This is a genomic window from Burkholderia oklahomensis C6786, from assembly GCF_000959365.1.
GTDB classification, from domain to species: Bacteria; Pseudomonadota; Gammaproteobacteria; order Burkholderiales; family Burkholderiaceae; genus Burkholderia; species Burkholderia oklahomensis.
Genome location: NZ_CP009555.1, coordinates 1166419 through 1189122, shown reverse-complemented (window position 1 = coordinate 1189122; position 22704 = coordinate 1166419). Strand labels below are relative to the sequence as shown.

At 66.3% G+C, this 22704-nt stretch carries 22 protein-coding genes; 9 read left to right on the top strand and 13 right to left on the bottom strand.

From position 1 onward, the window contains the following. Positions 1–15: 15 nt before the first annotated feature. The 10 genes from rapZ to kdsD form a co-directional block, all read right to left on the bottom strand. Positions 16–909 (bottom strand): RNase adapter RapZ, encoded by an 894-nt coding sequence (rapZ, locus tag BG90_RS05245; RefSeq protein ID WP_010101593.1) that lies wholly within the window; start codon positions 907–909, stop codon positions 16–18. 74 nt (positions 910–983) lie between these two features. After that, the gene (gene hprK / locus BG90_RS05240) at positions 984–1952 is read right to left on the bottom strand and encodes an HPr(Ser) kinase/phosphatase (protein ID WP_004195225.1); all 969 of its coding nucleotides are present in this window, start codon (positions 1950–1952) and stop codon (positions 984–986) included. Positions 1953–2080: 128 nt separating this feature from the next. Continuing rightward, complete coding sequence (gene ptsN / locus BG90_RS05235) at positions 2081–2590, bottom strand: PTS IIA-like nitrogen regulatory protein PtsN (protein ID WP_025989646.1); 510 nt, start codon at positions 2588–2590, stop codon at positions 2081–2083. A gap of 235 nt (positions 2591–2825) precedes the next feature. After that, complete coding sequence (gene hpf, locus BG90_RS05230; protein ID WP_010101605.1) at positions 2826–3185, bottom strand: ribosome hibernation-promoting factor, HPF/YfiA family; 360 nt, start codon at positions 3183–3185, stop codon at positions 2826–2828. A gap of 152 nt (positions 3186–3337) precedes the next feature. Continuing rightward, complete coding sequence (locus BG90_RS05225) at positions 3338–4846, bottom strand: RNA polymerase factor sigma-54 (protein ID WP_010113865.1); 1509 nt, start codon at positions 4844–4846, stop codon at positions 3338–3340. A 167-nt stretch (positions 4847–5013) separates the two neighbouring features. Beyond that, on the bottom strand, positions 5014–5790 hold the full coding sequence (lptB, locus tag BG90_RS05220) for an LPS export ABC transporter ATP-binding protein (protein WP_010113867.1): 777 nt from the start codon (positions 5788–5790) through the stop codon (positions 5014–5016). Then, positions 5787–6452, bottom strand: a complete 666-nt coding sequence (gene lptA, locus BG90_RS05215; protein WP_010113870.1) for a lipopolysaccharide transport periplasmic protein LptA — start codon at positions 6450–6452, stop codon at positions 5787–5789. The genes lptB and lptA overlap by 4 nt, the downstream gene beginning before the upstream one ends. A gap of 18 nt (positions 6453–6470) precedes the next feature. Next, entirely contained in the window at positions 6471–7085 is a 615-nt protein-coding gene (gene lptC / locus BG90_RS05210; RefSeq protein WP_010101611.1) for an LPS export ABC transporter periplasmic protein LptC, read from the bottom strand. Between the two features lie 4 nt (positions 7086–7089). Continuing rightward, a complete protein-coding gene (locus BG90_RS05205; protein WP_010113872.1) occupies positions 7090–7629 on the bottom strand; it encodes a KdsC family phosphatase in 540 nt (179 codons plus the stop codon). Next, complete coding sequence (kdsD, locus tag BG90_RS05200; protein ID WP_010113875.1) at positions 7629–8612, bottom strand: arabinose 5-phosphate isomerase KdsD; 984 nt, start codon at positions 8610–8612, stop codon at positions 7629–7631. The genes BG90_RS05205 and kdsD overlap by 1 nt, the downstream gene beginning before the upstream one ends. Positions 8613–8738: 126 nt before the next feature. Between kdsD and BG90_RS05195 the strand changes: the two genes are divergently transcribed. The 5 genes from BG90_RS05195 to purU all read left to right on the top strand — a co-directional run bounded on the left by BG90_RS05195 (position 8739) and on the right by purU (position 13898). Then, on the top strand, positions 8739–10748 hold the full coding sequence (locus tag BG90_RS05195; RefSeq protein ID WP_010101614.1) for a monovalent cation:proton antiporter family protein: 2010 nt from the start codon (positions 8739–8741) through the stop codon (positions 10746–10748). 86 nt (positions 10749–10834) lie between these two features. After that, on the top strand, positions 10835–11401 hold the full coding sequence (locus BG90_RS05190; RefSeq protein WP_010101615.1) for an adenine phosphoribosyltransferase: 567 nt from the start codon (positions 10835–10837) through the stop codon (positions 11399–11401). Positions 11402–11489: 88 nt separating this feature from the next. Continuing rightward, positions 11490–12104: a LysE family translocator gene (locus BG90_RS05185; RefSeq protein ID WP_025989647.1), complete on the top strand. Its 615-nt coding sequence runs from the start codon at positions 11490–11492 to the stop codon at positions 12102–12104. A gap of 11 nt (positions 12105–12115) precedes the next feature. Further along, complete coding sequence (locus BG90_RS05180) at positions 12116–12967, top strand: NUDIX hydrolase (RefSeq protein WP_010101617.1); 852 nt, start codon at positions 12116–12118, stop codon at positions 12965–12967. Positions 12968–13016: 49 nt separating this feature from the next. Further along, a complete protein-coding gene (purU, locus tag BG90_RS05175; protein ID WP_010101618.1) occupies positions 13017–13898 on the top strand; it encodes a formyltetrahydrofolate deformylase in 882 nt (293 codons plus the stop codon). Between the two features lie 152 nt (positions 13899–14050). Here the strand turns inward: purU and BG90_RS05170 are convergent, their stop codons facing one another. Both BG90_RS05170 and uvrA read right to left on the bottom strand, forming a co-directional pair. Next, positions 14051–15136: an AI-2E family transporter gene (locus tag BG90_RS05170; RefSeq protein WP_010101620.1), complete on the bottom strand. Its 1086-nt coding sequence runs from the start codon at positions 15134–15136 to the stop codon at positions 14051–14053. A 210-nt stretch (positions 15137–15346) separates the two neighbouring features. Further along, positions 15347–18214, bottom strand: coding sequence for an excinuclease ABC subunit UvrA (gene uvrA, locus BG90_RS05165; RefSeq protein ID WP_010113880.1), 2868 nt, complete (start codon positions 18212–18214; stop codon positions 15347–15349). 212 nt (positions 18215–18426) lie between these two features. On the opposite strand from uvrA, the gene BG90_RS05160 reads away from it, so the two are divergent. The 4 genes from BG90_RS05160 (at position 18427) to BG90_RS05145 (ending at position 21411) form a co-directional block, all read left to right on the top strand. Further along, positions 18427–19614, top strand: coding sequence for an MFS transporter (locus BG90_RS05160; RefSeq protein ID WP_038800378.1), 1188 nt, complete (start codon positions 18427–18429; stop codon positions 19612–19614). A gap of 111 nt (positions 19615–19725) precedes the next feature. Beyond that, entirely contained in the window at positions 19726–20277 is a 552-nt protein-coding gene (locus tag BG90_RS05155; RefSeq protein ID WP_045568072.1) for a single-stranded DNA-binding protein, read from the top strand. A gap of 163 nt (positions 20278–20440) precedes the next feature. Further along, complete coding sequence (locus BG90_RS05150) at positions 20441–20755, top strand: DUF1153 domain-containing protein (RefSeq protein ID WP_045568071.1); 315 nt, start codon at positions 20441–20443, stop codon at positions 20753–20755. After that, complete coding sequence (locus BG90_RS05145) at positions 20752–21411, top strand: DDE-type integrase/transposase/recombinase (protein ID WP_115633512.1); 660 nt, start codon at positions 20752–20754, stop codon at positions 21409–21411. The genes BG90_RS05150 and BG90_RS05145 overlap by 4 nt, the downstream gene beginning before the upstream one ends. Here BG90_RS05145 and BG90_RS05140 read toward each other — a convergent pair. Further along, positions 21404–22672 carry an IS256 family transposase gene (locus tag BG90_RS05140; protein ID WP_045568070.1) on the bottom strand — a complete coding sequence of 423 codons (1269 nt, stop codon included), beginning with the start codon at positions 22670–22672 and terminating at the stop codon, positions 21404–21406. The genes BG90_RS05145 and BG90_RS05140 overlap by 8 nt on opposite strands. Positions 22673–22704 lie beyond the last annotated feature (32 nt).

The following is a 22704-nucleotide window of genomic DNA, read 5'->3' as shown; positions in this document are numbered from 1 at the left end:
TAAAAGTGAGCGGCGCTAGGTCACCAGCCGCGACGACGCGTCCACGGCGACGGGCGCGTCACGATGCCGCACGATCACGTTGGCCTGCCGCGAAAGACGCGCGGCGAGCGTCTCCGCGAGAAACACCGACCGATGCTGGCCGCCCGTGCAGCCGATCGCGACCGTCAGGTAGCTGCGATTGTCTTCGCGGAAATGCGGCAGCCATTTGGTGAGAAACGACTCGATGTCGTCCAGCATCTGATGGACGACGGGCAACGCGTCGAGAAACGCGACGACCGGCTGGTCGAGCCCGGTGAGCGGGCGCAGCTCGTTGTCGTAGTACGGGTTCGGCAGCGCGCGCACGTCGAACATGAAATCGGCGTCGAGCGGCACGCCGCGCTTGAAGCCGAACGATTCGAACATCAGCACGAGATCGTCGTTCTTCTGCTCGATGAAGCGCTTGACCCACGTGCGCAGCACGTTCGCGCGCAGGTTGCTCGTGTCGATCTGATGGCCGAATTCGGCGAGCGGCGCGACGAGGTCGCGCTCGCGCTCGATCGCCTCTTCGAGCGACACGAGCAGGCCGACGTCCGCGTCGTGCGACGGCGAGCCCGACAGCGGATGGCGGCGGCGCGTTTCGGAGAAGCGCTGGATCAGCGCCTGCGTGCTCGCGTTCAGGAACAGCACGCGCACGTCGTGCTCGCGCGACAGCGCGCGGATGAGGCCCGGCATTTCGTCGAGCGAGGCGCTCGAGCGCGCGTCGATCGCGACGGCGAGCCGGTTCTGGCCTTCGGCGGCGAGGTAGCGGGCGAGCTCGGGCAGCACATGGGGCGGCAGGTTGTCGACGCAATAGTAGCCTGCGTCCTCGAGCGCGTTCAGCGCGACGGACTTGCCGGAGCCGGAGATGCCGGTGATGAGGACAATGCGCATGGGAAGAGAAAATCCTGACGTTTCATCATAGCACCGGCTCATTGCGCCAGCGTGGCGGCGGGAGCCGGCGCGGGTTACACGAGCTTGCCGGGGAACTGGCTGTCCGGGTCCTGCATCGCGAGGCGCTGGCGGTCCATGAAGTCGCGCAGCGTGTCGATGCCGCGCAGTTGCAGAATCGTGTTGCGCACCGCCGCCTCGACGAGCACCGCGAGGTTGCGGCCCGCCGCGACCTGGATCGTGACCTTGCTGATCGGCAGACCCAGCACGTCGACCGTCTGACTCTCGAGCGGCAGCCGCTGGAATTCGCCGTCCGGCCGGCGCACGAGCTGGACGATCAGCTTCAGCTTCATCTTCCGGCGGACCGCGGTCTCGCCGAAGATCGTCTTGATGTCGAGGAGGCCGAGGCCGCGCACTTCGAGCAGATTTTGCAGGAGCGGCGGGCAGCGCCCTTCGACGAAATCGGGGCCAAGTCGGACGAAATCGACCGCGTCGTCGGCGACGAGCCCGTGGCCGCGGCTGATCAGCTCGAGACCGAGCTCGCTCTTGCCGAGGCCCGAATCGCCCGTCAGCAGCACGCCCATCCCGAGAATGTCGAGGAACACGCCGTGCAGCGTCGCGCGCGGCGCGAGGATCCGCGACATGTAGAGGCGCAGGCTGTCGATCACCGCGGCGGCGGACATCGGCGTCGTGAAGAGCGGCGTCGACGAGCGCGTGCAGCGCAGGACCAGCTCGGGCGGCGCGGCGGCACCGCCCGCGACCACCAGGAACGGCGGCTCGAGTGCGATCAGCTCGGCCATGTGGCGCGAGCGGTCTTCGTCGGTCTGGCGCTGGTAGTAGTCGATCTCGGCTTCGCCGAGCACCTGGATCCGGTTCGGGTGGATCAGGTTCAAGTGGCCGACGAGGTCGGCGCTCGACGTCGCGTTCGCGACCGTGTCGGCGGAAAACCCGCGTTCCCAGCCTTCATGCCCCGTCAGCCAGCTGAGCTTCAGCATGGCCGCGTTGTCGTCGAAGATGCTCTGGGCGTTGATGCTGGACGTATCCATGAGTCCGTTACTCCAAGGAGCCGGCGCCCGGACGCCGCAACGAAGGTTGCGGCTCCGGCCCGGCGGCGGGCGGCTCGGCTCGGCGGCGCGGGCCGCGACGCAATGGGGAACGAACCGCCCCGATCAGCTTAAGGTTGCCACTGAGTCAGGAGTCCATGCAACTCGTCGCGGTCCGTTTCGGTGTGCAGACGCTCGCGGGTGTCGCGATCGGACAGCAACTGGGCGATTTCGGAGAGGATTTCGAGGTGCTGCTGCGTCGCCTGTTCCGGCACGAGCAGGAAGATCAGCAGCGAGACGGGCTGGCCGTCCGGCGCCTCGAACGGGATCGGCTCGGCGAGCCGCACGAACGCGGCGAGCGGGTGCTTGAGCCCCTTGATCCGGCCGTGCGGAATGGCGACCCCTTCGCCGAGCCCCGTCGAGCCGAGCCGCTCGCGCGCGAACAGATTGTCGGTGACGGTGCTGCGGGCGATGCCGTTCTGATTCTCGAAGATCAGGCCGGCTTGTTCGAAGACGCGTTTCTTGCTTGTGACGGAGAGGTCGATGACGACGTTCTCCAGAGGCAGGATTTTGGCTAGGCGATTCATGTTGGCAGGCATAGGGGCGGCCTGGGGTCTCCTCGCGGCGGACTGATTTTCCATGTCGGTCAAAAAGGACGGCGTTAGGCGACGGAGACCTGTGAAGCGCGGCGAGCCGGCTCATCGCCCCCGATAATAACCGAGACATTATAGAGCACTGCAGACGGCGCCGCGCGCCATGCGAAACGTCGAGAAACGCTTCTATTGCGCAGTGCGCGTGCGTCGTGCCACAGCGGTTTGCACAATAAAAAACCGCCCGTCGAAGCGGGCGGTTCGGCCGGCGCTGTCGCGCCACGGCTCATTGCGGCGGAAGTTCGATTTGCTCGGCCACCTGATGGTGCTTGATCGGCTCGTGCGCGTGCGTTTGCAGACGCTCCATGTGCTTGACGACTTGCCGGTCCAGCTTGTCGATCAGCAGATCGATCGCGGCGTACATATCGCCGTTCGCGCTTTCGACGAAGATATCCTTGCCCTTCAGATGCAGCGTGATTTCCGCCTTTTGCCGCTTGTCCTTCTCCTTGTGATTGTCGACCGTGAGGATCACAGCGCCATCGATGACCTGATCGCTATGCCGTAGCACCCTGTCGAGCTTGGTGATCACGTATTCGCGAATAGCAGGTGTGACTTCGAGATGGTGTCCACTGATCTTCAGGTTCATAGTGCTTCTCCAAGCTAATGACCACCTTCCGCACAGAGGCGGCAGCGTCTGCCGATTTCGTTTGCCGACGCTCGCCGCAGCGAGCGGATCGGTCGGCCGACTTTGCCGTCGACGATGCGGCGGCCGGAAAACGCCCACCGCGTGGCGACGGGCTACAGAGACTTGCGCAGATTCACCGCCGGGATCTTGAGGGCTTCGCGATATTTGGCAACCGTGCGGCGCGCGACCACGAACCCTTGTTCCGCTAGCAGTTCGGCTATGCGACTATCCGAAAGAGGGGATTTGGGGTCTTCGGCTCCTATCAGTTGTTTGATGAGGGCGCGGATTGCCGTCGACGACGCGGCACCTCCGGTGTCTGTCGAAACGTGCGATCCGAAGAAGTACTTAAATTCAAGCGTGCCGAACGGGGTCAGCATGTACTTGCCGGTTGTCACACGGGAGACAGTCGACTCGTGTAGGCCCAGCGTATCAGCTATTTCCCGCAAAACCAAGGGGCGCATCGCAATTTCGCCGTGCGCGAAGAAATTCCTCTGACGTTCGACAATCGCTTGCGCGACGCGCAGGATCGTCTCGAATCGCTGCTGAATATTCTTGATCAGCCAGCGCGCTTCCTGCAGTTGCTGCTTGAGCGAACCCGCGCTCGGATCGCCTCGGCTGTTGCGCAGGATGTTCGCGTACAGATGGTTGATCCGCAGCCGCGGCACGACTTCCGGATTCAGTTCCGCCTGCCAGCTCTGCCCCGCCTTCTTCACGATGATGTCGGGCACCACGTAATCCGCTTCGGCCTTGCCGTACGCCGCGCCGGGGAAAGGCTCGAGCGAGCGGATGAGCGCGTGCGCGTCGCGCAGCTCGTCGTCGGATGCCTTCAGTTGCTTGCGCAGGCGCGTGAAATCGCGTGCGGCGAGCAGTTCGAGATGCTGCGACACGATGTCGAGCGCGAGCGCGCGCGTCGGGGACGGATTCAGCCGCAGCAACTGCAGCTTCAGGCACTCGGATGGGGAGCGCGCGCCGACGCCTGCAGGATCGAAGCTGTGCAGCAGCGCGAGCGCCGCGTTCAGTTCGTCGAGGTCGATCTCGAGTTCCGCCGGCAGATCGGCGAGCACTTCTTCGAGCGACGCGGTCAGATAGCCGTCGTCGTCGAGCGATTCGATCAGGAACAGCACCAGCGCGCGATCGCGCGGGCTCGCTTGCGTGACGCGCAGTTGCGCGGCGAGATGGTCGCGCAGCGACGTCGTCGTTTCGTGGATCTGCATCGGCGGCAGATCGTCGTCGTCGGAAGCGGAGGGCGAGCGGCCGAAGTCGTCGAGGTTCCACTGGCTCGCGTCGCCGCTGTCGGCCGAATAGCTGTCGTATTCGTCGACGCCTGCAGGCTCGTCGCGCTCGGTGCGCTCATTCGTCGCACTCGTGTTGTTCGATGCGCCTTGCATCGGCTCGGGCGCAGACGATGCGGGCGCCTGCGCGATCACCGAGCCGTCGGCCGCGACGCGCAGCGGGCTCGCGATCCAGTCGTCTTCGTTTTCGAGAAGCGGATTCTGCGCGACCGCCATCGCGACTTCCTGCTGCAGTTCGAGCGTCGACAGCTGCAGCAGCCGGATCGACTGCTGAAGCTGGGGGGTGAGCGCGAGATGCTGCGACAGGCGGAGTTGGAGGCTGGCTTTCATGGCAAAAAGGGAGTCGTACCGGAAGTTTGCCACGAGGGCGGCGCGTTGAGGCATCCGGAATGACGCTCGGCGCGCGAATGCGCACGCGCGGCGCGTGCCGGGCGTGCGGAGAGAGGGCGTGGGTCGCGCCGGGGAAAGGGCGGCTGCGGGATCGTGTCCCGCGCCGCTTACATGCGGAAGTGCTCGCCGAGGTAGACGCGCCGTACGCTTTCGTTTTCGATGATGTCCTTCGGGGCGCCGGACGCGAGGACCGATCCGTCGCTGATGATGTATGCGTGATCGCAGATGCCGAGCGTCTCGCGCACGTTGTGATCGGTGATCAGCACGCCGATGTTGCGTTGCTTGAGGAACTTCACGATCTTCTGGATCTCGAGCACCGCGATCGGGTCGACGCCCGCGAACGGCTCGTCGAGCAGGATGAAGCTCGGGTTGCTCGCGAGCGCGCGCGCGATCTCGACGCGGCGGCGCTCGCCGCCCGACAGCGACAGCGCCGGATTCTCGCGCAGATGCGCGATCTGCAGCTCTTCGAGCAGCGCTTCCGCGCGCGCGCCGATCTCGTCCTTCGACAGACGCTTGCCGTTGTCGTCGTGCTGCAGCTCGAGCACCGCGCGGATGTTCTCCTCGACGGTCAGCTTGCGGAACACCGACGCTTCCTGCGGCAGATACGACAGGCCGAGCGACGCGCGCTTGTGGATCGGCATCAGGCTGATCGGGCTGCCGTTCAGCGAGATGTCGCCCGCGTCGAGCGGCACGAGGCCGACGATCATGTAGAACGACGTCGTCTTGCCGGCGCCGTTCGGGCCGAGCAGGCCGACGACCTCGCCGCTCTTCACGTCGAGCGACACGTCCTTGACGACGGTGCGCGTGCCGTAGCGCTTCTTCAGGTTGCGCACGACGAGCGAGCTCGACGTGCCGGCCGGTTGGCGATTGGGGAGCGCGTTCACGGGTTCGGCGCCCCCTGGATGTTGTTCGACGGCGCGAGCTGAGCCGGGCTGCCGGACAGCGGCGCGGGGCCGCTGTTCTTCGGCGTCAGCATCGCGCGCACGCGGCCGCCCGGGTTGCCCGGCCCGGCGACGTCCTTGCCGCCGCGCGCGGTGTAGAAGTCGCGCTGGCCGTCATACGTGATCACGCTGCCGTGGACCGTGTCGGCGACGGTGGACAGACCCTGCAGGCGGCGGACGGTCGCGTTCGTCGTCAGCGTGGTCAGGTCCTGCTTGCCGTCGTAGTCGATCCGCTCGGCGTCGCCGTCGATGTATTCGTCGAGGCCTTCGCGCTTCTGGCGGAACGACGCGTGCTTCTTGCCGCCCGCCGTCGCGGTCGCGTACTGGTAGCCCTGCGGATCCTGGCGCACCTCGACGCGGTCGCCCTTGATCAGGATCGTGCCCTTCGTGATGACGACGTTGCCCGTCGCGACCGTGACCTGCTTCAGGTCGTCATAGGTCAGGTTGTCCGCTTCGACATTGATCGGCTTGTCGCGGTCGGCCTTTTCGGCATGGGCCGCGGGCGCGACGCCCGCGAGCGGCGCCGCGACGAGCGCCGCCGCGAGCGCGGCGCGGACGACGCGGCGTGCGCCGCTTTGAAATAAACAAGGGAACGATTCGTTCATGCAGTCCCGCGTGGTGAGTTACTTGGGTTGGCCTGGAGCGCCGCCGGACGCGTCGGAAGTGGCGATCGTGCCGCGCACGTTGCCGTAAAGTTCGATGACTCGGGTGACGTTGTTGTACTTCATCCCGGCGGCGGCGTTCGCGATCGACAGGCCGCGCTGAAGTTTAACCGGCTTTTCGGTCTCGATCACATCGTCGTTGACCAACACCCGGAAATGCTGGGAATCCGCCTGCATCTGCGGGTCGGTGCCGCCCGCCGCGCGCAGGATCCGCGCTTCGTCATACAAATCGACGATCGACACGTCGCCGTTGACCGTGCCGCGCTTCGCGGTTGCGGTCACGGTCGGCTTGCCGGGCTGGAACGCGCGCAGCGCGGGCTGCGTCAGGTCGCTCGTCTCGTCGTCTTCGTAATGGACGAGGCCCGCGGCCGTCAGCCGGTACTGGGTCGAGCCCGTCTGGTCGAGCTCGGTGACGGAAAAGTTGTCCGCGAAATAGTCGGGCGTGTGCGACTTCGGACGCACGACGCTCTCGCCGGGCGGCGGCAGCGTCGCCTGCAGCAGCCAGTACGTGCCGCCCGCGAGCGCCGCCATCGCGACGAGCGGAATCATCGAAGTCAGCCGGAATTTGCCGTTCATTCGGTCAGGCTCCGCAGGCGGCTGCAAGCAGCGCGTCGTAGCGGTGCTGCGCGCGCAGCACCGCGTCGCATACCTCGCGCACCGCGCCGTGACCGCCGCGGGCCTCGGCGACCCAGTGCGCGCGCGCGATCACGTCCGGATGCGCGTTCGCCGGCGCGGCCGCGAAGCCACAGCGCAGCATCACCGCGAGATCGGGCCAGTCGTCGCCCATGTAGCCGCACTGGCCGGCATCGAGGCCGAGCGTGCGCAGCAGTTCGCCGAATACGGCCAGCTTGTTCTCGACGCCCTGATGCAAATGCGCGATCCGCATTTCCTTCGCGCGCGCGGCGACCGCGTCCGAGCGGCGGCCGGTGATGATCGCGGTCGCGATTCCCGCTTCGCCGAGGAGCTTCACGCCGTGGCCGTCGAGCGTGTTGAACGACTTCATCGTGTCGCCCGCCGCGGTGAAATGGAGGCCGCCGTCGGTCAGCACGCCGTCGACGTCGAAAATCATCAGCTTCACGCGGCTCGCGCGTTCGGCCGCCGTGACAGGGGGCGCGGACATCAAATCACCTTCTTCGAGAACAGATCGTGCATGTTGAGCGCGCCGATCAGCGCGCCTTGCTCGTCGACGACGAGCATCTGGTTGATCCGGTGGCGCTCCATCAGTTCCACTGCTTCGACGGCGAGATGGTCCGGCGCGATCGTGCGCGGGTTGCGCGTCATCACGTCGACGATCGGCAGGCGGCGGAAATCGCCGTCGCGCTCGAGCACGCGGCGCAGGTCGCCGTCGGTGAAGATGCCGGCGACGCGGCCCGCCTCGTCGACGACGGCCGTCATCCCCATGCGCTTCGCGGTGATCTGGAAGAGGGCGTCGGACAGCGTCGAGTCGAGCGTGACGGTGGGCACTTCGCCGCCCGTGCGCATCACGTCGCGCACGTACGTGAGAAGGCGCCGGCCGAGCGCGCCGCCCGGGTGCGAGCGCGCGAAATCCTCCGAGCCGAAGCCGCGCGCGTCGAGCACCGCGACGGCGAGCGCGTCGCCGAGCGCGAGCGCGGCCGTCGTGCTCGCGGTCGGCGCGAGGTTCAGCGGGCATGCTTCCTTCGCGACGCCCGCGTTCAGATGGACGTCGGACAGCGTCGCGAGGCTCGATGCCGGGCGGCCCGTCATCGCGATCAGCTTCGCGCCGAGCCGCTTGATGAGCGGCAGGATCGCGACGAGCTCCTCCGATTCGCCGGAGTGCGAGATCGCGACGAACACGTCGTCTTTCGTGACCATGCCGAGATCGCCGTGGCTTGCCTCGGCGGGGTGGACGAAGAACGCGGGAGTGCCGGTGCTGGCGAGCGTCGCGGCGATCTTGCGGGCGATGTGCCCCGATTTGCCGATCCCGGATACGACGACGCGGCCCCTGCAATTCAGAAGCAGCCCGACCGCGGCGACGAACTCGCCGTCGAGCTGGTCGGCGAGCGCGCGCACGGCGTTCGCCTCGATGTCGAGCACGTCGCGGGCGAGCGCGAGCGCCCGGTCATCATTGATTTTCGCTATCATGCGCGGAGTATAGCAAAGGCGTTTGTTCGCCGCGCCGGGCCCCTTGCGCCCACTTTCCCGAGTATTCCCCCGGCCCAACCCGGCGTCCGTCATGCGGCGCCGACGACGAACGAGGACGCTTCGCCCGTGATTTCCCCGCTCGAAATGACGCTTCTGCTGCTGCTTGCCTCGGTGGCGGGCGTCGTCGTGTTCCGGTCGCTGAACCTGCCGCCGATGCTCGGCTATCTGACGGTCGGCATCGTCGTCGGCCCGCACGCGCTGGGCTTCGCGGCCGACCTCGAACGCGCCGAGCATCTCGCCGAGTTCGGCGTCGTGTTCCTGATGTTCTCGATCGGCCTCGAGTTCTCGCTGTCGAAGCTGCGCGCGATGCGCCGGCTCGTGTTCGGGCTCGGGCTCGCGCAGGTGCTCGGCACGATCGCGATCGCGCTCGTGCTGGGCGCGGTCTTCGAGCGCTGGATGCACGTCACGTGGGAAGGCAGCGTCGCGCTGGGCGGCGCGCTCGCGATGTCGTCGACGGCGATCGTCTCGAAGATGCTCGCCGAGCGGCTCGAGATCGAGACCGAGCACGGCCGCAACATCTTCGGCGTGCTGCTGTTCCAGGATCTCGCCGTCGTGCCGCTCCTCATCGTGATCGCCGCGTTCGGCGGCGAGTCGTCGAAGGATCTCGTGATGTCGCTCGGGCTCGCGGCGGTGAAGATCGTCGTCGCGCTCGCGCTGCTCCTGATCGTCGGCCAGCGTTTCATGACGCGGTGGCTGAACGTCGTCGCGCGGCGGCGCTCGCAGGAGCTGTTCGTGCTGAACCTGCTGCTCGTCACGCTCGGCGCCGCGTTCATCACCGATAAATTCGGACTGTCGCTCGCGCTCGGCGCGTTCATCGCCGGGATGCTGATCTCCGAGACGCCGTACCGGCATCAGGTCGAGGAGGACATCAAGCCGTTCCGCGACGTGCTGCTCGGCCTCTTTTTCGTGACGACCGGGATGCTGCTCGATCCGAGCGTGATCTGGCGGCATCCGTTCCTCGTGTTCGGCTTCTTCGCCGGACAGGTGCTGCTCAAGAGCGTGATGATCACGGGGCTCGCGCGCGCGTTCGGCGCGACGCCCGGCGTCGCGATGCGCACGGGCCTCGGGCTCGCGCAGGCGGGCGAATTCGGCTTCGTGCTGCTGAACCTGATCCTCGACCGGCATCTCGTCGACGCGACGCTCCTGCAGTCGATCCTCGCGTCGATGCTGCTGTCGATGCTCGCCGCGCCGTTCCTGATCCAGAACGCCGACCGGATCGCGATGCGGCTGTCGTCGGCCGAATGGATGCAGCAGTCGCTGCAGATGACGCGGATCGCGACGCAGAGCATCAAGCAGAAGGGCCACGTGATCATCTGCGGCTACGGCCGCGCCGGGCAGAACCTCGCGCGGATGCTCGAGCAGGAAGGGATCGCGTACGTCGCGCTCGACCTCGATCCGGACCGCGTGAGCGCGGCCGCGGCGGCGGGCGAATCGGTCGTGTTCGGCGACGCCGCGCGCCGCGAGTCGCTGCTCGCGGCGGGCATCCACCGCGCGGCGGCCGTCGCGGTCACGTATGCGAACACGCCGTCCGCGCTGCGCGTGCTGCACAACGTGCACGAGCTCGAGCCGACGCTGCCCGCGATCGTGCGCACGGTCGACGACGCCGACCTCGAGAAGCTGCTCGCCGCGGGCGCGACCGAGGTGATTCCGGAGATCGTCGAAGGGAGCCTGATGCTCGCGTCGCACACGCTCGTGCTGATGGGCGTGCCGATGCGGCGCGTCGTGCGGCGCGTCGAGGAGATGCGCGACGCGCGCTACAGCCTGCTGCGCGGCTATTTCCGCGGCGCCGACGACACGGACGACGACGATCACGAGCAGGTGCGGCTACAATCGGTGCCCGTCGACGCGCGTGCGGACGCGGTCGGCCGCTCGCTCGCCGAGCTGGGTCTTTTCGCGCTCGGCCTCGAGGTGACGGCGATCCGCCGCCACGGCATTCGCGGCGTCGAGCCCGACCCCGAGACGAAGCTGCGCGCGAGCGACATCGTCGTGCTGCGCGGGCTGCCGGAAGCGCTCGCGGAGGCCGAGGAGCGGCTGTCGCGGCACCGGCGCGACGGCGGATCGACCGCGGCGGCGTGATGCCGCGCGGCCGCTGATTTTGGGTTGTCGAGCGATCGACGAACGGCGCGAGATTCCTTCCGGCGCCGTTTTTTTCGGAGATTTTCATGATGTCCACGTCGTCGGACGCGCAGCTCGATCCCGTCGAGTTCATTCACAGCCGCATCCGCACGGTGCCGAACTGGCCGCAGCCGGGCGTGATGTTCCGCGACATCACGCCGCTCCTGCAGAGCGCGAAGGCGTTGCGCGTGCTCGTCGATCTGTTCGTCGAGCGCTATGTCGACGCGAAGCTCGATTGCATCGCCGGCCTCGACGCGCGCGGCTTCATCATCGCGCCGATCGTCGCGTACGAGCTGTCCGTCGGCTTCGTGCCGATCCGCAAGGTCGGCAAGCTGCCGTACAAGACGCAGCGCGAGTCGTACGCGCTCGAGTACGGCACCGCGACCGTCGAGATCCACGAGGACGCCTGCCGGCCGGGCGAGCGCGTCGTCATCGTCGACGACCTGATCGCGACGGGCGGCACGATGATGGCGGGCAAGAACCTGCTCGAGCGGCTCGGCGCGGTCGTCGTCGAAGGCGCGGCGATCGTCGACCTGCCGGATCTCGGCGGCTCGGCGCTGCTGCGCGAGGCGGGCCTGCCGCTTTATACGGTCACCGAATTTCCCGGACACTGAGCGCGGCGCGCCGCCGCGCGTCGTCCGTCCCCGGTTCAGGTTTCATTCAGCGTCAGTCCACTCGTCCACGGATTCAAGCGAGCCCGCGATGCCCAATTTCATGCTGTTCCTCGCCACGTCGATCGCGATCACCGTCGCGCCCGGCCCCGACAACCTGCAAGTGCTCGCGCGCGGCATCTCGCAAGGCCGCGCGGCCGGCATCGTCGCGGCGCTCGGCTTTGCGTCGGGCGTGCTGTTCCACACGACGCTCGCCGCGTTCGGCGTCGCCGCGCTGCTGCGCTCGTCGCCCGTCGCGTTCCATCTGCTCAAGCTCGCGGGCGGCGCGTACCTGATCTGGATCGGCATCAAGGCGCTGCGCAGCAAGGGCCTCGCGACCGCGCACGAGCGCCCGCCGCAGCCGCTGTCGACGATCTTCCGCCAGAGCGTGATCGGCAACCTGCTGAATCCGAAGGTGACGCTCTTCTTCATCGTGTTCCTGCCGCAGTTCGTCGATCCGCACGGCGCGCAGCCCGTCGCGCTGCAGATGCTCGAGCTGGGCGCGCTCTTCATGGCGCAGACGGCCGTCGTGTTCTCGATGTTCGGCGTCGGCGCGGGCGTGATCGGCGTATGGCTCAAGCGCCGGCCGCGCGTCGGCGTGTGGCTCGACCGGCTCGCAGGCGCGACGTTCGTCGCGCTCGGCCTGCGCGTCGCGCTGAAGGACTGACGGAGATCGCGATGACGTTTCCGTGCATCGCCGCCGCGCGCCGCTTCGACGCGGCCGCGCACGTGCCGTTCCAGATCGCCGGCCGGCAGGTCGGCTGGCTGCGCCGCGACGACGTCGCGCGCCTCGCGCGCTGGCCCGACGTGTTCGAGTTTCCGGCGGGGCGCGTCGAGCTTGCCGCGCGCTACGACAGCGTCGATGCGCGCAGCATGGCGCTCGCGAGCCCGATCGGCGCGCTCGCGGCGGAAGGCGCGATTCCCGGCTGGCGCGACGAGATCTATGCGATCCGCAACCGCTTCGACGATCCGCCGCTCGCGTACATCGAGCGGGCGGCGTCGCGCTTCTTCGGTACGATGACGTACGCGGTGCATCTGAACGGCATCGTAGAATATGCGCCTTCGGCGCCGCTTCGGATGTGGCTCGGCCGCCGCAGCGCGACGAAGGCGACCGATCCGGGCATGCTCGACAACGTCGTCGCGGGCGGCATCGGCTGGGGACTCGGGATCGAGGACACGATCGCGAAGGAATGCTGGGAAGAAGCGGGCATTCCGGCCGACCTCGCCGCGCGCGCGATTCCCGGCCGCGTCGCGCACGTGCTGTGCTCGCTGCCGGAAGGCACGCAGGCCGAGCAGATCTTCATCTACGATCTGCCGCTGCCGAACGATTTCGCGCCTCACAATCAGGACGGCGAAGTCGCCGAGCACCTGCTCGCCGGCGTCGACGAGGTTCTCGCGTGGCTGCGCGCGGGCGAAGCCACCGTCGACGCGAGCCTCGCGATGCTCGACAGCCTGCTGCGCCACCGCGCGATCTCGCCCGACGACGCGCGCGGGCTCGACGCGCTGTTCGCGCCGCCGCCGCTTCGCTGAGCGCGAAACGCATCCATTGTTCAGAAGATTAGAGAAGGGAGTAGCGGTCATGTCGGCCGATCACAGCTTTATCCTGAAACTGTCGTGCCCGGACCGGCGCGGCATCGTTCACGCGGTCTCGGGCGTCCTGTTCGACCGCGGCAGCAACATCCTCGATTCCGCGCAGTTCGGAGACAGCCGCACCGGTGAGTTCTTCATGCGCGTGCACTTCGATCAGGCAGGCGGCGGCGATGCCGCGACCGCGCTCGACGGCCTGCGCGCCGAGTTCGCGCCGCTCGCCGAGCAGTTCGCGATGCGCTGGGAGCTGCACGACGCGTCGGTGAAGCCGCGCGTCGTGATCCTCGTGTCGAAGATCGGCCACTGCCTGAACGACCTGCTGTTCCGTTACCGCACCGGCCAGCTGCCGATCGAGATCTCGGCGATCGTGTCGAACCACAAGGATTTCTATCAGCTCGCCGCGAGCTACGACATCCCGTTCCATCATTTCCCGCTCGCCGCGGGCGCGTCGGCCGACGCGAAGGCCGCGCAGGAGGCGCGCGTGCTCGAGGTGATCGACGAGCATTCGGCCGATCTCGTCGTGCTCGCGCGCTACATGCAGATCCTGTCGCCGAACATGTGCGAGCAGCTCGCCGGCCGCGCGATCAACATCCACCACTCGTTCCTGCCGAGCTTCAAGGGCGCGAAGCCGTACTACCAGGCGTTCGATCGCGGCGTGAAGCTGATCGGCGCGACCGCGCACTACGTGACGACCGATCTCGACGAAGGCCCGATCATCGAGCAGGAAGTCGAGCGCGTCGATCACAGCATGACGCCGGACGAGCTGACGGCCGTCGGCCGCGACGTCGAATGCGTGACGCTCGCGCGCGCGGTCAAGTGGCACGTCGAGCACCGGATCGTGCTGAACGGCACGAAGACGGTGGTGTTCCGCTAAGCCGTGCGCGCGTTGTCCGCCCGGCCCGCGCGTAACGCGCGGGCGGCGGTGCGGCGAATCGAACGAAGGCCGCGTCCGGCGACGGACACGGCCTTTCTTTTTGCCAGGGAATGCGGCGGGAGGTCCGGCGGACGGGCGGCGGCGCGCGGCGCTCAGATGAGCCGCAGATAGATCAGCTCGCGCTTGACGTACGCATAGAAGATCGGCGCGGCGATCACGCCGGGCACGCCGAACGCGGCTTCCATCACGAGCATCGCGAGCAGCAGCTCCCACGCGCGCGATTCGATCTGGCCGCCGATGATCTTCGCGTTCAGGAAGTATTCGAGCTTGTGGATCACGATGAGGAACACGAGCGACGCGATCGCGGTGCCCATGCTGACCGACAGCGACACCGCGACGATCAGCGCGTTCGAGATCAGATTGCCGACCACGGGCAGGAGGCCCGCGATGAACGTGACGAGCACGAGCGTCTTCGACAGCGGCAGCCGCTGATGGAAGATCGGCAGCGCGGCGAGCAGGTAGATCGCCGTGAAGAACGCGTTGAGCGCCGAAATCTTGATCTGCGCGAAGACGATCCGGCGGAACGAGTCGGAGAAGCGCGAGATCCGCGTGACGAGCGCGGTCGACAGCGGCTGGCGCGGCTTGTGGCGATCGACGCCGATCGCGATCATCGCGCCGATGATCATCCCGAACAGCACGTGCCCGAACCCGCGCGCGACGCTCTTGCCGCCTTGCTGCAGTTGATCCATGTGCTTGTTCATCAGGCCCGCGGCCTTCGCGCGCATCTGCTCGGCGTCGACGGGCAGCAGGTTCGAGATCCACTCGGGCGTGCGCGTGCGCGCCTGGTCGACGATCTGCATCACCTGGCCGAGCAGGTTCTGCGCGTTCGGCACGGTGTGCTCGAAATGCTCGATGACCGCGATCGTGAGGCCCGCGAGCCCGCCGACGATCGCCGCCGACAGCAGCACGACCGCGACCCAGCGCGCGCGCTGGCTCGACATGTGGCGTTCGATCACGGGCGCGATCATGTGGACGAGCTGATAGACGAGGAGGCCGGCCAGCAGGCCGCCGAGCAGCTTCAGGTGCAGGACGAGCCACAGGCCGGCGAGGGCGAGGAGGTAGCTGCCGATCTCGATCGCCGAAAGCTTCGGCAGGCTGAAATCGCTCGTCAGCCGGACGCTGCGCAGGTGCGGTTCCCGCGTTTGCGGCTCGCGCGGCGGCTCAGATTGCTTCTCCATGACTATCCCTGTATTCGGAGGCTATTCGGCGCGCTTGTGGCCGCAAGCGGGCATAGCCTTGCATCGCCGCGAAGTATAGCAACGATTATCGACCTAAATATTAGGATGTTGTAAGGAAGAATTTGGCGACGTATCGGCCGCGCAGGGGGCCCGCGCGTCGCGCGCGGACCGGGCGGCCGCCGGGCGTGCGCCCGGACGGCCGCGTCCCGCTTACTTGCTGCGCTTGAGGAGCGGCGCGAGGTACCTGCCGGTGAAGCTCGCCTTCGTCTTCGCGATCTGCTCGGGCGTGCCCTGCGCGATGATCTGGCCGCCGCCCGCGCCGCCTTCCGGCCCCAGGTCGATCACCCAGTCGGCCGTCTTGATGACGTCAAGGTTGTGCTCGATGATCACGACCGTGTTGCCCTGGTCGCGCAGCCGGTGGATCACTTCGAGCAGGAGCGCGATGTCGTGGAAGTGCAGGCCGGTCGTCGGCTCGTCGAGGATGTAGAGCGTGCGGCCCGTGTCGCGCTTCGAGAGCTCGAGCGACAGCTTCACGCGCTGCGCCTCGCCGCCGGAGAGCGTCGTCGCCGACTGGCCGAGCCGGATGTAGCCGAGGCCCACGTCGAGCAGCGTCTTCAGCTTGCGCGCGACGACGGGCACCGCGTTGAAGAACTCGTACGCGTGCTCGACCGTCATGTCGAGCACTTCGCTGATGTTCTTGCCCTTGTACTGGACTTCGAGCGTCTCGCGGTTGTAGCGCTTGCCGTGGCAGACGTCGCACGGCACGTAGACGTCCGGCAGGAAGTGCATCTCGACCTTCAGCACGCCGTCGCCCTGGCATGACTCGCAGCGGCCGCCCTTCACGTTGAACGAGAAGCGGCCCGGATCGTAGCCGCGCTCCTTCGACGTCGGCACGCCCGAGAACAGCTCGCGGATCGGCGTGAAGACGCCCGTGTAGGTGGCCGGGTTCGAGCGCGGCGTGCGGCCGATCGGCGATTGGTCGACGTTGATCACCTTGTCGAAGTGCTCGAGGCCCTCGATCGACTCGTGCGGCGCGGGTTCCGTCGTCGAGCCGTACAGGTGGCGCGCGACCGCGTTGTACAGCGTGTCGTTGATGAGCGTCGATTTGCCCGAGCCGGACACGCCGGTGATGCACGAGAGCAGGCCGACAGGCAGGTCGAGATCGACGTGCTTCAGGTTGTTGCCGTGCGCGTCGGCGATCCGCAGCATCCGCTCCGAATCGGGGCCGATCCGTTCGTCCGGGAACTCGATCGTCCGCTTGCCGACGAGATACTGGCCCGTCAGCGAATTGCCGTTCGCCTGCACCTGCTTCGGCGTGCCTTCGGCGACCACCGTGCCGCCGTGCTCGCCCGCGCCCGGGCCCATGTCGACGACGTAGTCGGCCGTGCGGATCATGTCCTCGTCGTGCTCGACGACGATCACCGAGTTGCCGAGGTCGCGCAGGTGCTTGAGCGTCGCGATCAGGCGATCGTTGTCACGCTGGTGCAGGCCGATCGACGGCTCGTCGAGCACGTACATCACGCCTGTCAGGCCCGAGCCGATCTGCGACGCGAGCCGGATGCGCTGCGCCTCGCCGCCCGACAGCGTCTCGGCGCTGCGCTCGAGCGACAGGTAATCGAGGCCGACGTTGTTCAGGAACGTGAGCCGCGCGACGATCTCCTTGATCACCTTGTCGGCGATCTCGCGCTTCGCGCCGTCGAGCGAGAGGCCGTCGAAGTAGCCGAGCGTGTCGCGCAGCGGCCAGCTGCTCACTTCGTAGATCGCGCGCGCGTAGTCGCCCTGGCCGACGCGCACGAAGCGCGCCTCGCGGCGCAGGCGCGTGCCGTCGCACGACGGGCACGGCTGGTTGTTCTGATATTTCGCGAGCTCCTCGCGGACCGCGACCGAATCGGTTTCGCGGTAGCGGCGCTCGAGGTTCGGGATGATCCCTTCGAACACGTGCTCGCGGATCGTCGTGCGGCCGCGCTCGTTGATGTACGAGAACGGGATCGTCTGCTTGCCGGAGCCGAACAGCAGGATCTTCTTGATCTTCTCGGGCAGGTCCTCGAACGCGGTGTCGATGTCGAAATCGTAGAACGCCGAGAGGCTCTGCAGCATCTGGAAGTAGAACTGGTTGCGCCGGTCCCAGCCCTTGACCGCGCCCGCCGCGAGCGACAGCGACGGATGCGCGACGACCCGCTTCGGATCGAAGAACGTGATCTGGCCGAGGCCGTCGCATTCCGGGCACGCGCCCATCGGGTTGTTGAACGAGAAGAGGCGCGGCTCGAGCTCCTGCAGCGAGTACGAGCACACCGGGCACGCGAACTTCGAGCTGAACAGATGTTCGTGGTCGGTATCCATCTCCAGCGCGATCGCGCGGCCGTCGGCGAGGCGCAGCGCGGTCTCGAACGATTCGGCGAGGCGCTGCTTCATGTCCGGGCGCACCTTCAGGCGATCGACGACGACGTCGATCGTGTGCTTGTCGTTCTTCTTGAGCTTCGGCAGCGAATCGACCTCGTAGATCTTCGCGACGCCTTCGTTCGCCGTGCCGCCGCCCGAGCGGACGCGAAAGCGCACGAAGCCCTGCGCCTGCATCTCCTCGAACAGCTCGGCGTGCTCGCCCTTGCGGTTCGCGACGACGGGCGCGAGGATCATCAGCTTCGTCTCCTCGGGCAGCGCGAGCGCGGCGTCGACCATCTGCGACACGCTTTGCGCCTCGAGCGGGATCTCGTGATCCGGGCAGTACGGCGTGCCGACCCGTGCGTACAGAAGTCGCAGGTAGTCGTGGATTTCGGTGACGGTGCCGACCGTCGAGCGCGGATTGTGCGACGTCGCCTTCTGCTCGATCGAGATCGCGGGCGACAGGCCCTCGATCAGGTCGACGTCCGGCTTCTCCATCAACTGCAGGAATTGGCGCGCGTACGCCGACAGGCTTTCGACGTAGCGCCGCTGGCCTTCTGCGTACAGCGTGTCGAACGCGAGCGACGACTTGCCCGAGCCGGACAGTCCGGTGATCACGATCAATTTGTGCCGCGGCAGGTCGAGATTGACGTTCTTCAGGTTGTGGGTGCGCGCCCCACGGATACGAATTTGTTCCATGAACCCGGCGGAAGATGAGAGAACCAAACCTGCTACTATAACGACTTTTCGAGTCCGTCGTTTCAGGCTCCCAACCAATTCCCGCGCCTACCGGCGGCGGGCTTTCGCGACGCCCGAGCCGCAGCGAGGCGGCGCGCGGCGGCAGGCGGCCGGCCCGGATCTTCCGCCGCCCGGCGGCGGGCGGACTACCGATTCACTCGAACACACGCCCGATGTCCAATCCGTCCGCTACATCCACTCGCATGAGCGCACCCGAGCTGCGCGCGACCACGTCGCTCGCGGCGATCTTCGCGCTGCGCATGCTCGGCCTCTTCATGATCATGCCGGTGTTTTCCGTCTACGCGAAGACGATTCCCGGCGGCGACAACGTCGTGCTCGTCGGCATCGCGCTCGGCGCGTACGGCGTCACGCAATCCCTGCTTTACATTTTTTACGGCTGGGCGTCGGACAAGTTCGGACGCAAGCCGGTGATCGCCGCGGGTCTCTTGATCTTCGCGCTCGGCAGCTTCGTCGCGGCGTTCGCGCACGACATCACGTGGATCATCGTCGGCCGGGTCATCCAGGGAATGGGGGCGGTATCGTCGGCGGTGCTCGCGTTCATCGCCGACCTCACGTCCGAGCACAACCGGACGAAGGCGATGGCGATGGTGGGCGGCTCGATCGGCGTGTCGTTCGCGGTCGCGATCGTCGGCGCGCCGATCGTGTTCCACTGGGTCGGGATGAGCGGGCTCTTCGCGATCGTCGGCGCGCTGTCGGTCGTCGCGATCGGCGTCGTGCTGTGGGTCGTGCCGGACGCGCCGCCGCCCGTGCACGTGCCGGCGCCGTTCGCCGAAGTGCTGCACAACGTCGAGCTGCTGCGCCTGAATTTCGGCGTGCTCGCGCTGCACGCGACGCAGACCGCGCTCTTCCTCGTCGTGCCGCGGCTGCTCGTCGACGGCGGCTTGCCCGTCGCGTCGCACTGGAAGGTCTATCTGCCGGTGATGGGGCTTGCGTTCGTGATGATGGTGCCGGCCATCATCGTCGCGGAAAAACAGGGCAAGATGAAGCCCGTGCTGTTGGGCGGAATTGCAGCTATCCTAATCGGCCAGTTGTTGCTGGGCTTTGCAACACATACGATTCTGATTGTCGCGGCAATCCTGTTCGTCTACTTCCTGGGCTTCAACATCCTGGAGGCGTCGCAGCCGTCGCTCGTGTCGAAGCTTGCGCCCGGATCGCGCAAGGGCGCGGCCACGGGCGTGTACAACACGACGCAGTCCATCGGGCTCGCGCTGGGCGGCGGCCTGGGCGGCCTGCTGCTGAAGAGCGGCGGCGCGAATACGGTGTTTTTCGCGTGTTCGGCGCTCGTGGCCGTGTGGCTTATAATCGCGGCCGGCATGAAACAGCCGCCGCGCAAAGCCTGACACGCGAACGCCTTTCTAAGCGCGCGGCGTGCTCCGGTCCGGCACACGCCGGCCGATGAAGCCGTGAACGGTTTTGCCGCGCTGTTTGGCATCGATCAATTGGAGAAACACATGGCATCCGTCAACAAGGTCATTCTCGTCGGCAATCTCGGCGCCGATCCCGAAGTGCGTTATCTGCCGAGCGGCGACGCGGTAGCGAACATTCGCCTCGCGACGACCGACCGCTACAAGGACAAGGCGTCCGGCGAATTCAAGGAAATGACCGAATGGCACCGCGTGGCGTTCTTCGGTCGTCTCGCCGAGATCGTCAGCGAGTATCTGAAGAAGGGCTCGTCGGTATACATCGAAGGCCGGATCCGCACGCGCAAGTGGCAAAGCCAGGACGGCCAGGACCGTTATTCGACCGAAATCGTCGCCGACCAGATGCAGATGCTGGGCGGCCGTGGCGGTGCGGGCGGCGGCGGCGGTGACGACGGCAGCTACGGCGGCGGTTATGGCGGCGGTCGCGGCGATGCCGAGCGCGGCGGCAGCAATGGTGGTGGCGGCCGTGCGGCGGGCGGCGCGGCCGCGCGTAGTGGCGGCGGCAGCAGCGGCGGTGCGAGCCGGCCGAGCGCGCCGGCGGGCGGCGGGTTCGACGAGATGGACGACGATATCCCGTTCTAGCCGGAACGTTGTCGCCTAGTGTAAGGATAGACCCGAATTTTCGAGCTAAATCAGTGATTTAGCTTGGATCTTCGGGTCTTTTTTCGTTTACACATATTTAGCTCTAGGCGGAACTGTAATGACCCAGTGAAAACCTGCTCACGTCATAATGGATGGAAAAACGATGAGCACGAAGATGGACGAAGACATCAAGGGATGGACGGCGAAGCGCAAGAGCGCGCTGGTGCTGGACATCATTCAGGGCAAGACGACGGTCGCCGAGGCGAGCCGGGCCTACGACTTGTCGCCCTCTGAGGTTGAGAACTGGGTCGATGATGGCAAGCGCGGCATGGAAAACGCGCTACGAGCAAATCCGCAGGACGTGAAAGAGCAGTACGAGCGGCAGATCAAGGAACTGCAGGAAGCATACGGCGAAGCGATGCTGGAGTTACGTGCGCGAAAAAAATTGCAGTCCCTGCTGGGCGAGGACGAGAAGTGATCGAGACGATCCGCCAGGGACTCAAAGACGAAGGCATCGCCGTCTCGATTTCAAAGCTGTGCCGCTGGTTCGAGGTGCCGCGTCGCACGATGTATTACCGGCCGGTCAAGTCCGAACCGAAGGTGCAAGCCCGGTTTGCCGAGCCGATCAAGGCGCTGATTGAGGAGTCGCCGTCGTTCGGGTATCGGACGGTCGCGCATTTGCTTGGGTTCAACAAGAACACGGTGCAGCGGATCTTCCGATTGATGGGCTGGCAGGTTCGCAAACGGCCAGTTGGCTTTCGGCCGCGTGTTCAAGCCATGCCGTCGGTTGCGACTGCGCCGAACGAACGCTGGTCGACCGATATGTGCCGCGTTTGGGCTGGTCGTGATGGGTGGGCGACGCTGGCGCTGGTGATCGACTGCCATACGCGGGAGTTGCTAGGCTGGCATCTGTCACGTAGCGGTAAGGCCAGCACAGCCTCGAGCGCGTTGGAGCATGCTTTGATTGCCCGGTTCGGCACACTCGGGCGTGTGCCGAAGCCGTTCCTGCTGAGAAGCGACAACGGGCTAGTCTTCACAAGCCGCGACTACACGGCTCTGGTACGCAGTTACGGTCTGCGGCAGGGGACGTGTCAGGAATTTCGTGTGCTGAGGCCGGTTAAAAATCTCAGCTGATGGCGGAGGTGAATCGCTCGCCGAACAGAATGGCGAACTGATTGACTGCTTGCCGCCAGGTGATAGGCGGCATCTTCCAATCCTTTTCGATGTTGCGCAAGGCCAGATACAGCAGTTTGCTGGCGGCTTCGTCGCTCGGGAAGTGGCCGCGGTTCTTGACGATCTTGCGCAACTGCATGTGCATGCTCTCGATAGCGTTTGTCGTATATACGATTCGACGCACCTCGGGCGGATAGGCGAAGAAGGGGATTACCTGTTCCCATTGGCGCTGCCACATGGCCGCGACGGTAGGGAATTTGCGCCCCCACTCGCTTTGCGCAAAGGCGTCGAGCGCCGCTGCCGCCGCCTCGGCCGTGGCGGCCTGATAGATCGGCTTGATCGCGGCAGCCAGCGGCTTGCGATCCTTCCAGCTCGCCAGATTCAGCGAATTGCGGATCAGATGCACGATGCAGGTCTGGATTTGGGCGGCCGGATAGACTGCCTCGATCGCTTCGGGGAAGCCGCGCAACCCATCGACCACCGCGATCAGGATGTCGTGCAAGCCGCGGTTCTTCAGCTCGTTGAAGACCTTCAGCCAGAACTTGGCGCCTTCGGTTTGCTCGATCCACAAACCCAGTACTTCCTTGCGGCCGTCGGCGCGGATGCCCAGCGCCAGATAGACCGCCTTGTTCTTGACCGTGCCTTCGTCGCGGATCTTCAGCCGCAGCGCGTCAAAGTACACGATCGGATACATGGCCTCGAGCGGCCGCTGCTGCCACTGTTCGACGTCGGCCAGCACCTCGTCGGTGACCGTCGAAATCAGGTCGGGCGAGACTTGCAACCCGTACAGTTCCAGCAGATGGCCCTGAATCTCGCGAACGCTCATGCCGCGCGCATACATGCTGATCACGTGGTCGTCGAAGCCTGGCAGCCGGCGTTGGTACTTGCCGACCAACTGCGGCTCGAACGTCGCCTGTCGATCGCGCGGAATATCCAGCTTCAGTTCGCCGTTGGGCGTCAGGACCGCCTTGGGGCTGGTGCCGTTGCGGTGGTTACCGGCCCTGCCTTGCTCGGTCTCGGCTTCCAGATGGTGGCTCAACTCGGCCGCGAGCATGCGCTCGGCCAGTTGCTTCTTGAGCTGGCCGGCCAGCCCCGATTCGCCCAGGATCGACTCGGCATCCTTGCCCTGAACCTGGGCAAGCAACTGATCGATCAGCTCATCGGGAAACAGCTTCGGTGCCTTCGGATTCTTGCTCTTCTTGGTCACAGTTGCATCGGTCATAGGACGTTAGTTCCGTTATCGTCTCATGACCT

What these genes read in the sequence shown, in the direction of transcription:
- rapZ (WP_010101593.1), bottom strand. Translation starts at nt 909, where the DNA reads ATGCGCATTGTCCTCATCACCGGCATCTCCGGCTCCGGCAAGTCCGTC.
- hprK (WP_004195225.1), bottom strand. Translation starts at nt 1,952, where the DNA reads ATGGATACGTCCAGCATCAACGCCCAGAGCATCTTCGACGACAACGCG.
- ptsN (WP_025989646.1), bottom strand. Translation starts at nt 2,590, where the DNA reads ATGGAAAATCAGTCCGCCGCGAGGAGACCCCAGGCCGCCCCTATGCCT.
- hpf (WP_010101605.1), bottom strand. Translation starts at nt 3,185, where the DNA reads ATGAACCTGAAGATCAGTGGACACCATCTCGAAGTCACACCTGCTATT.
- BG90_RS05225 (WP_010113865.1), bottom strand. Translation starts at nt 4,846, where the DNA reads ATGAAAGCCAGCCTCCAACTCCGCCTGTCGCAGCATCTCGCGCTCACC.
- lptA (WP_010113870.1), bottom strand. Translation starts at nt 6,452, where the DNA reads ATGAACGAATCGTTCCCTTGTTTATTTCAAAGCGGCGCACGCCGCGTC.
- lptC (WP_010101611.1), bottom strand. Translation starts at nt 7,085, where the DNA reads ATGAACGGCAAATTCCGGCTGACTTCGATGATTCCGCTCGTCGCGATG.
- BG90_RS05205 (WP_010113872.1), bottom strand. Translation starts at nt 7,629, where the DNA reads ATGTCCGCGCCCCCTGTCACGGCGGCCGAACGCGCGAGCCGCGTGAAG.
- kdsD (WP_010113875.1), bottom strand. Translation starts at nt 8,612, where the DNA reads ATGATAGCGAAAATCAATGATGACCGGGCGCTCGCGCTCGCCCGCGAC.
- BG90_RS05190 (WP_010101615.1), top strand. Translation starts at nt 10,835, where the DNA reads ATGATGTCCACGTCGTCGGACGCGCAGCTCGATCCCGTCGAGTTCATT.
- BG90_RS05185 (WP_025989647.1), top strand. Translation starts at nt 11,490, where the DNA reads ATGCCCAATTTCATGCTGTTCCTCGCCACGTCGATCGCGATCACCGTC.
- BG90_RS05180 (WP_010101617.1), top strand. Translation starts at nt 12,116, where the DNA reads ATGACGTTTCCGTGCATCGCCGCCGCGCGCCGCTTCGACGCGGCCGCG.
- purU (WP_010101618.1), top strand. Translation starts at nt 13,017, where the DNA reads ATGTCGGCCGATCACAGCTTTATCCTGAAACTGTCGTGCCCGGACCGG.
- BG90_RS05170 (WP_010101620.1), bottom strand. Translation starts at nt 15,136, where the DNA reads ATGGAGAAGCAATCTGAGCCGCCGCGCGAGCCGCAAACGCGGGAACCG.
- uvrA (WP_010113880.1), bottom strand. Translation starts at nt 18,214, where the DNA reads ATGGAACAAATTCGTATCCGTGGGGCGCGCACCCACAACCTGAAGAAC.
- BG90_RS05160 (WP_038800378.1), top strand. Translation starts at nt 18,427, where the DNA reads ATGTCCAATCCGTCCGCTACATCCACTCGCATGAGCGCACCCGAGCTG.
- BG90_RS05155 (WP_045568072.1), top strand. Translation starts at nt 19,726, where the DNA reads ATGGCATCCGTCAACAAGGTCATTCTCGTCGGCAATCTCGGCGCCGAT.
- BG90_RS05150 (WP_045568071.1), top strand. Translation starts at nt 20,441, where the DNA reads ATGAGCACGAAGATGGACGAAGACATCAAGGGATGGACGGCGAAGCGC.
- BG90_RS05140 (WP_045568070.1), bottom strand. Translation starts at nt 22,672, where the DNA reads ATGACCGATGCAACTGTGACCAAGAAGAGCAAGAATCCGAAGGCACCG.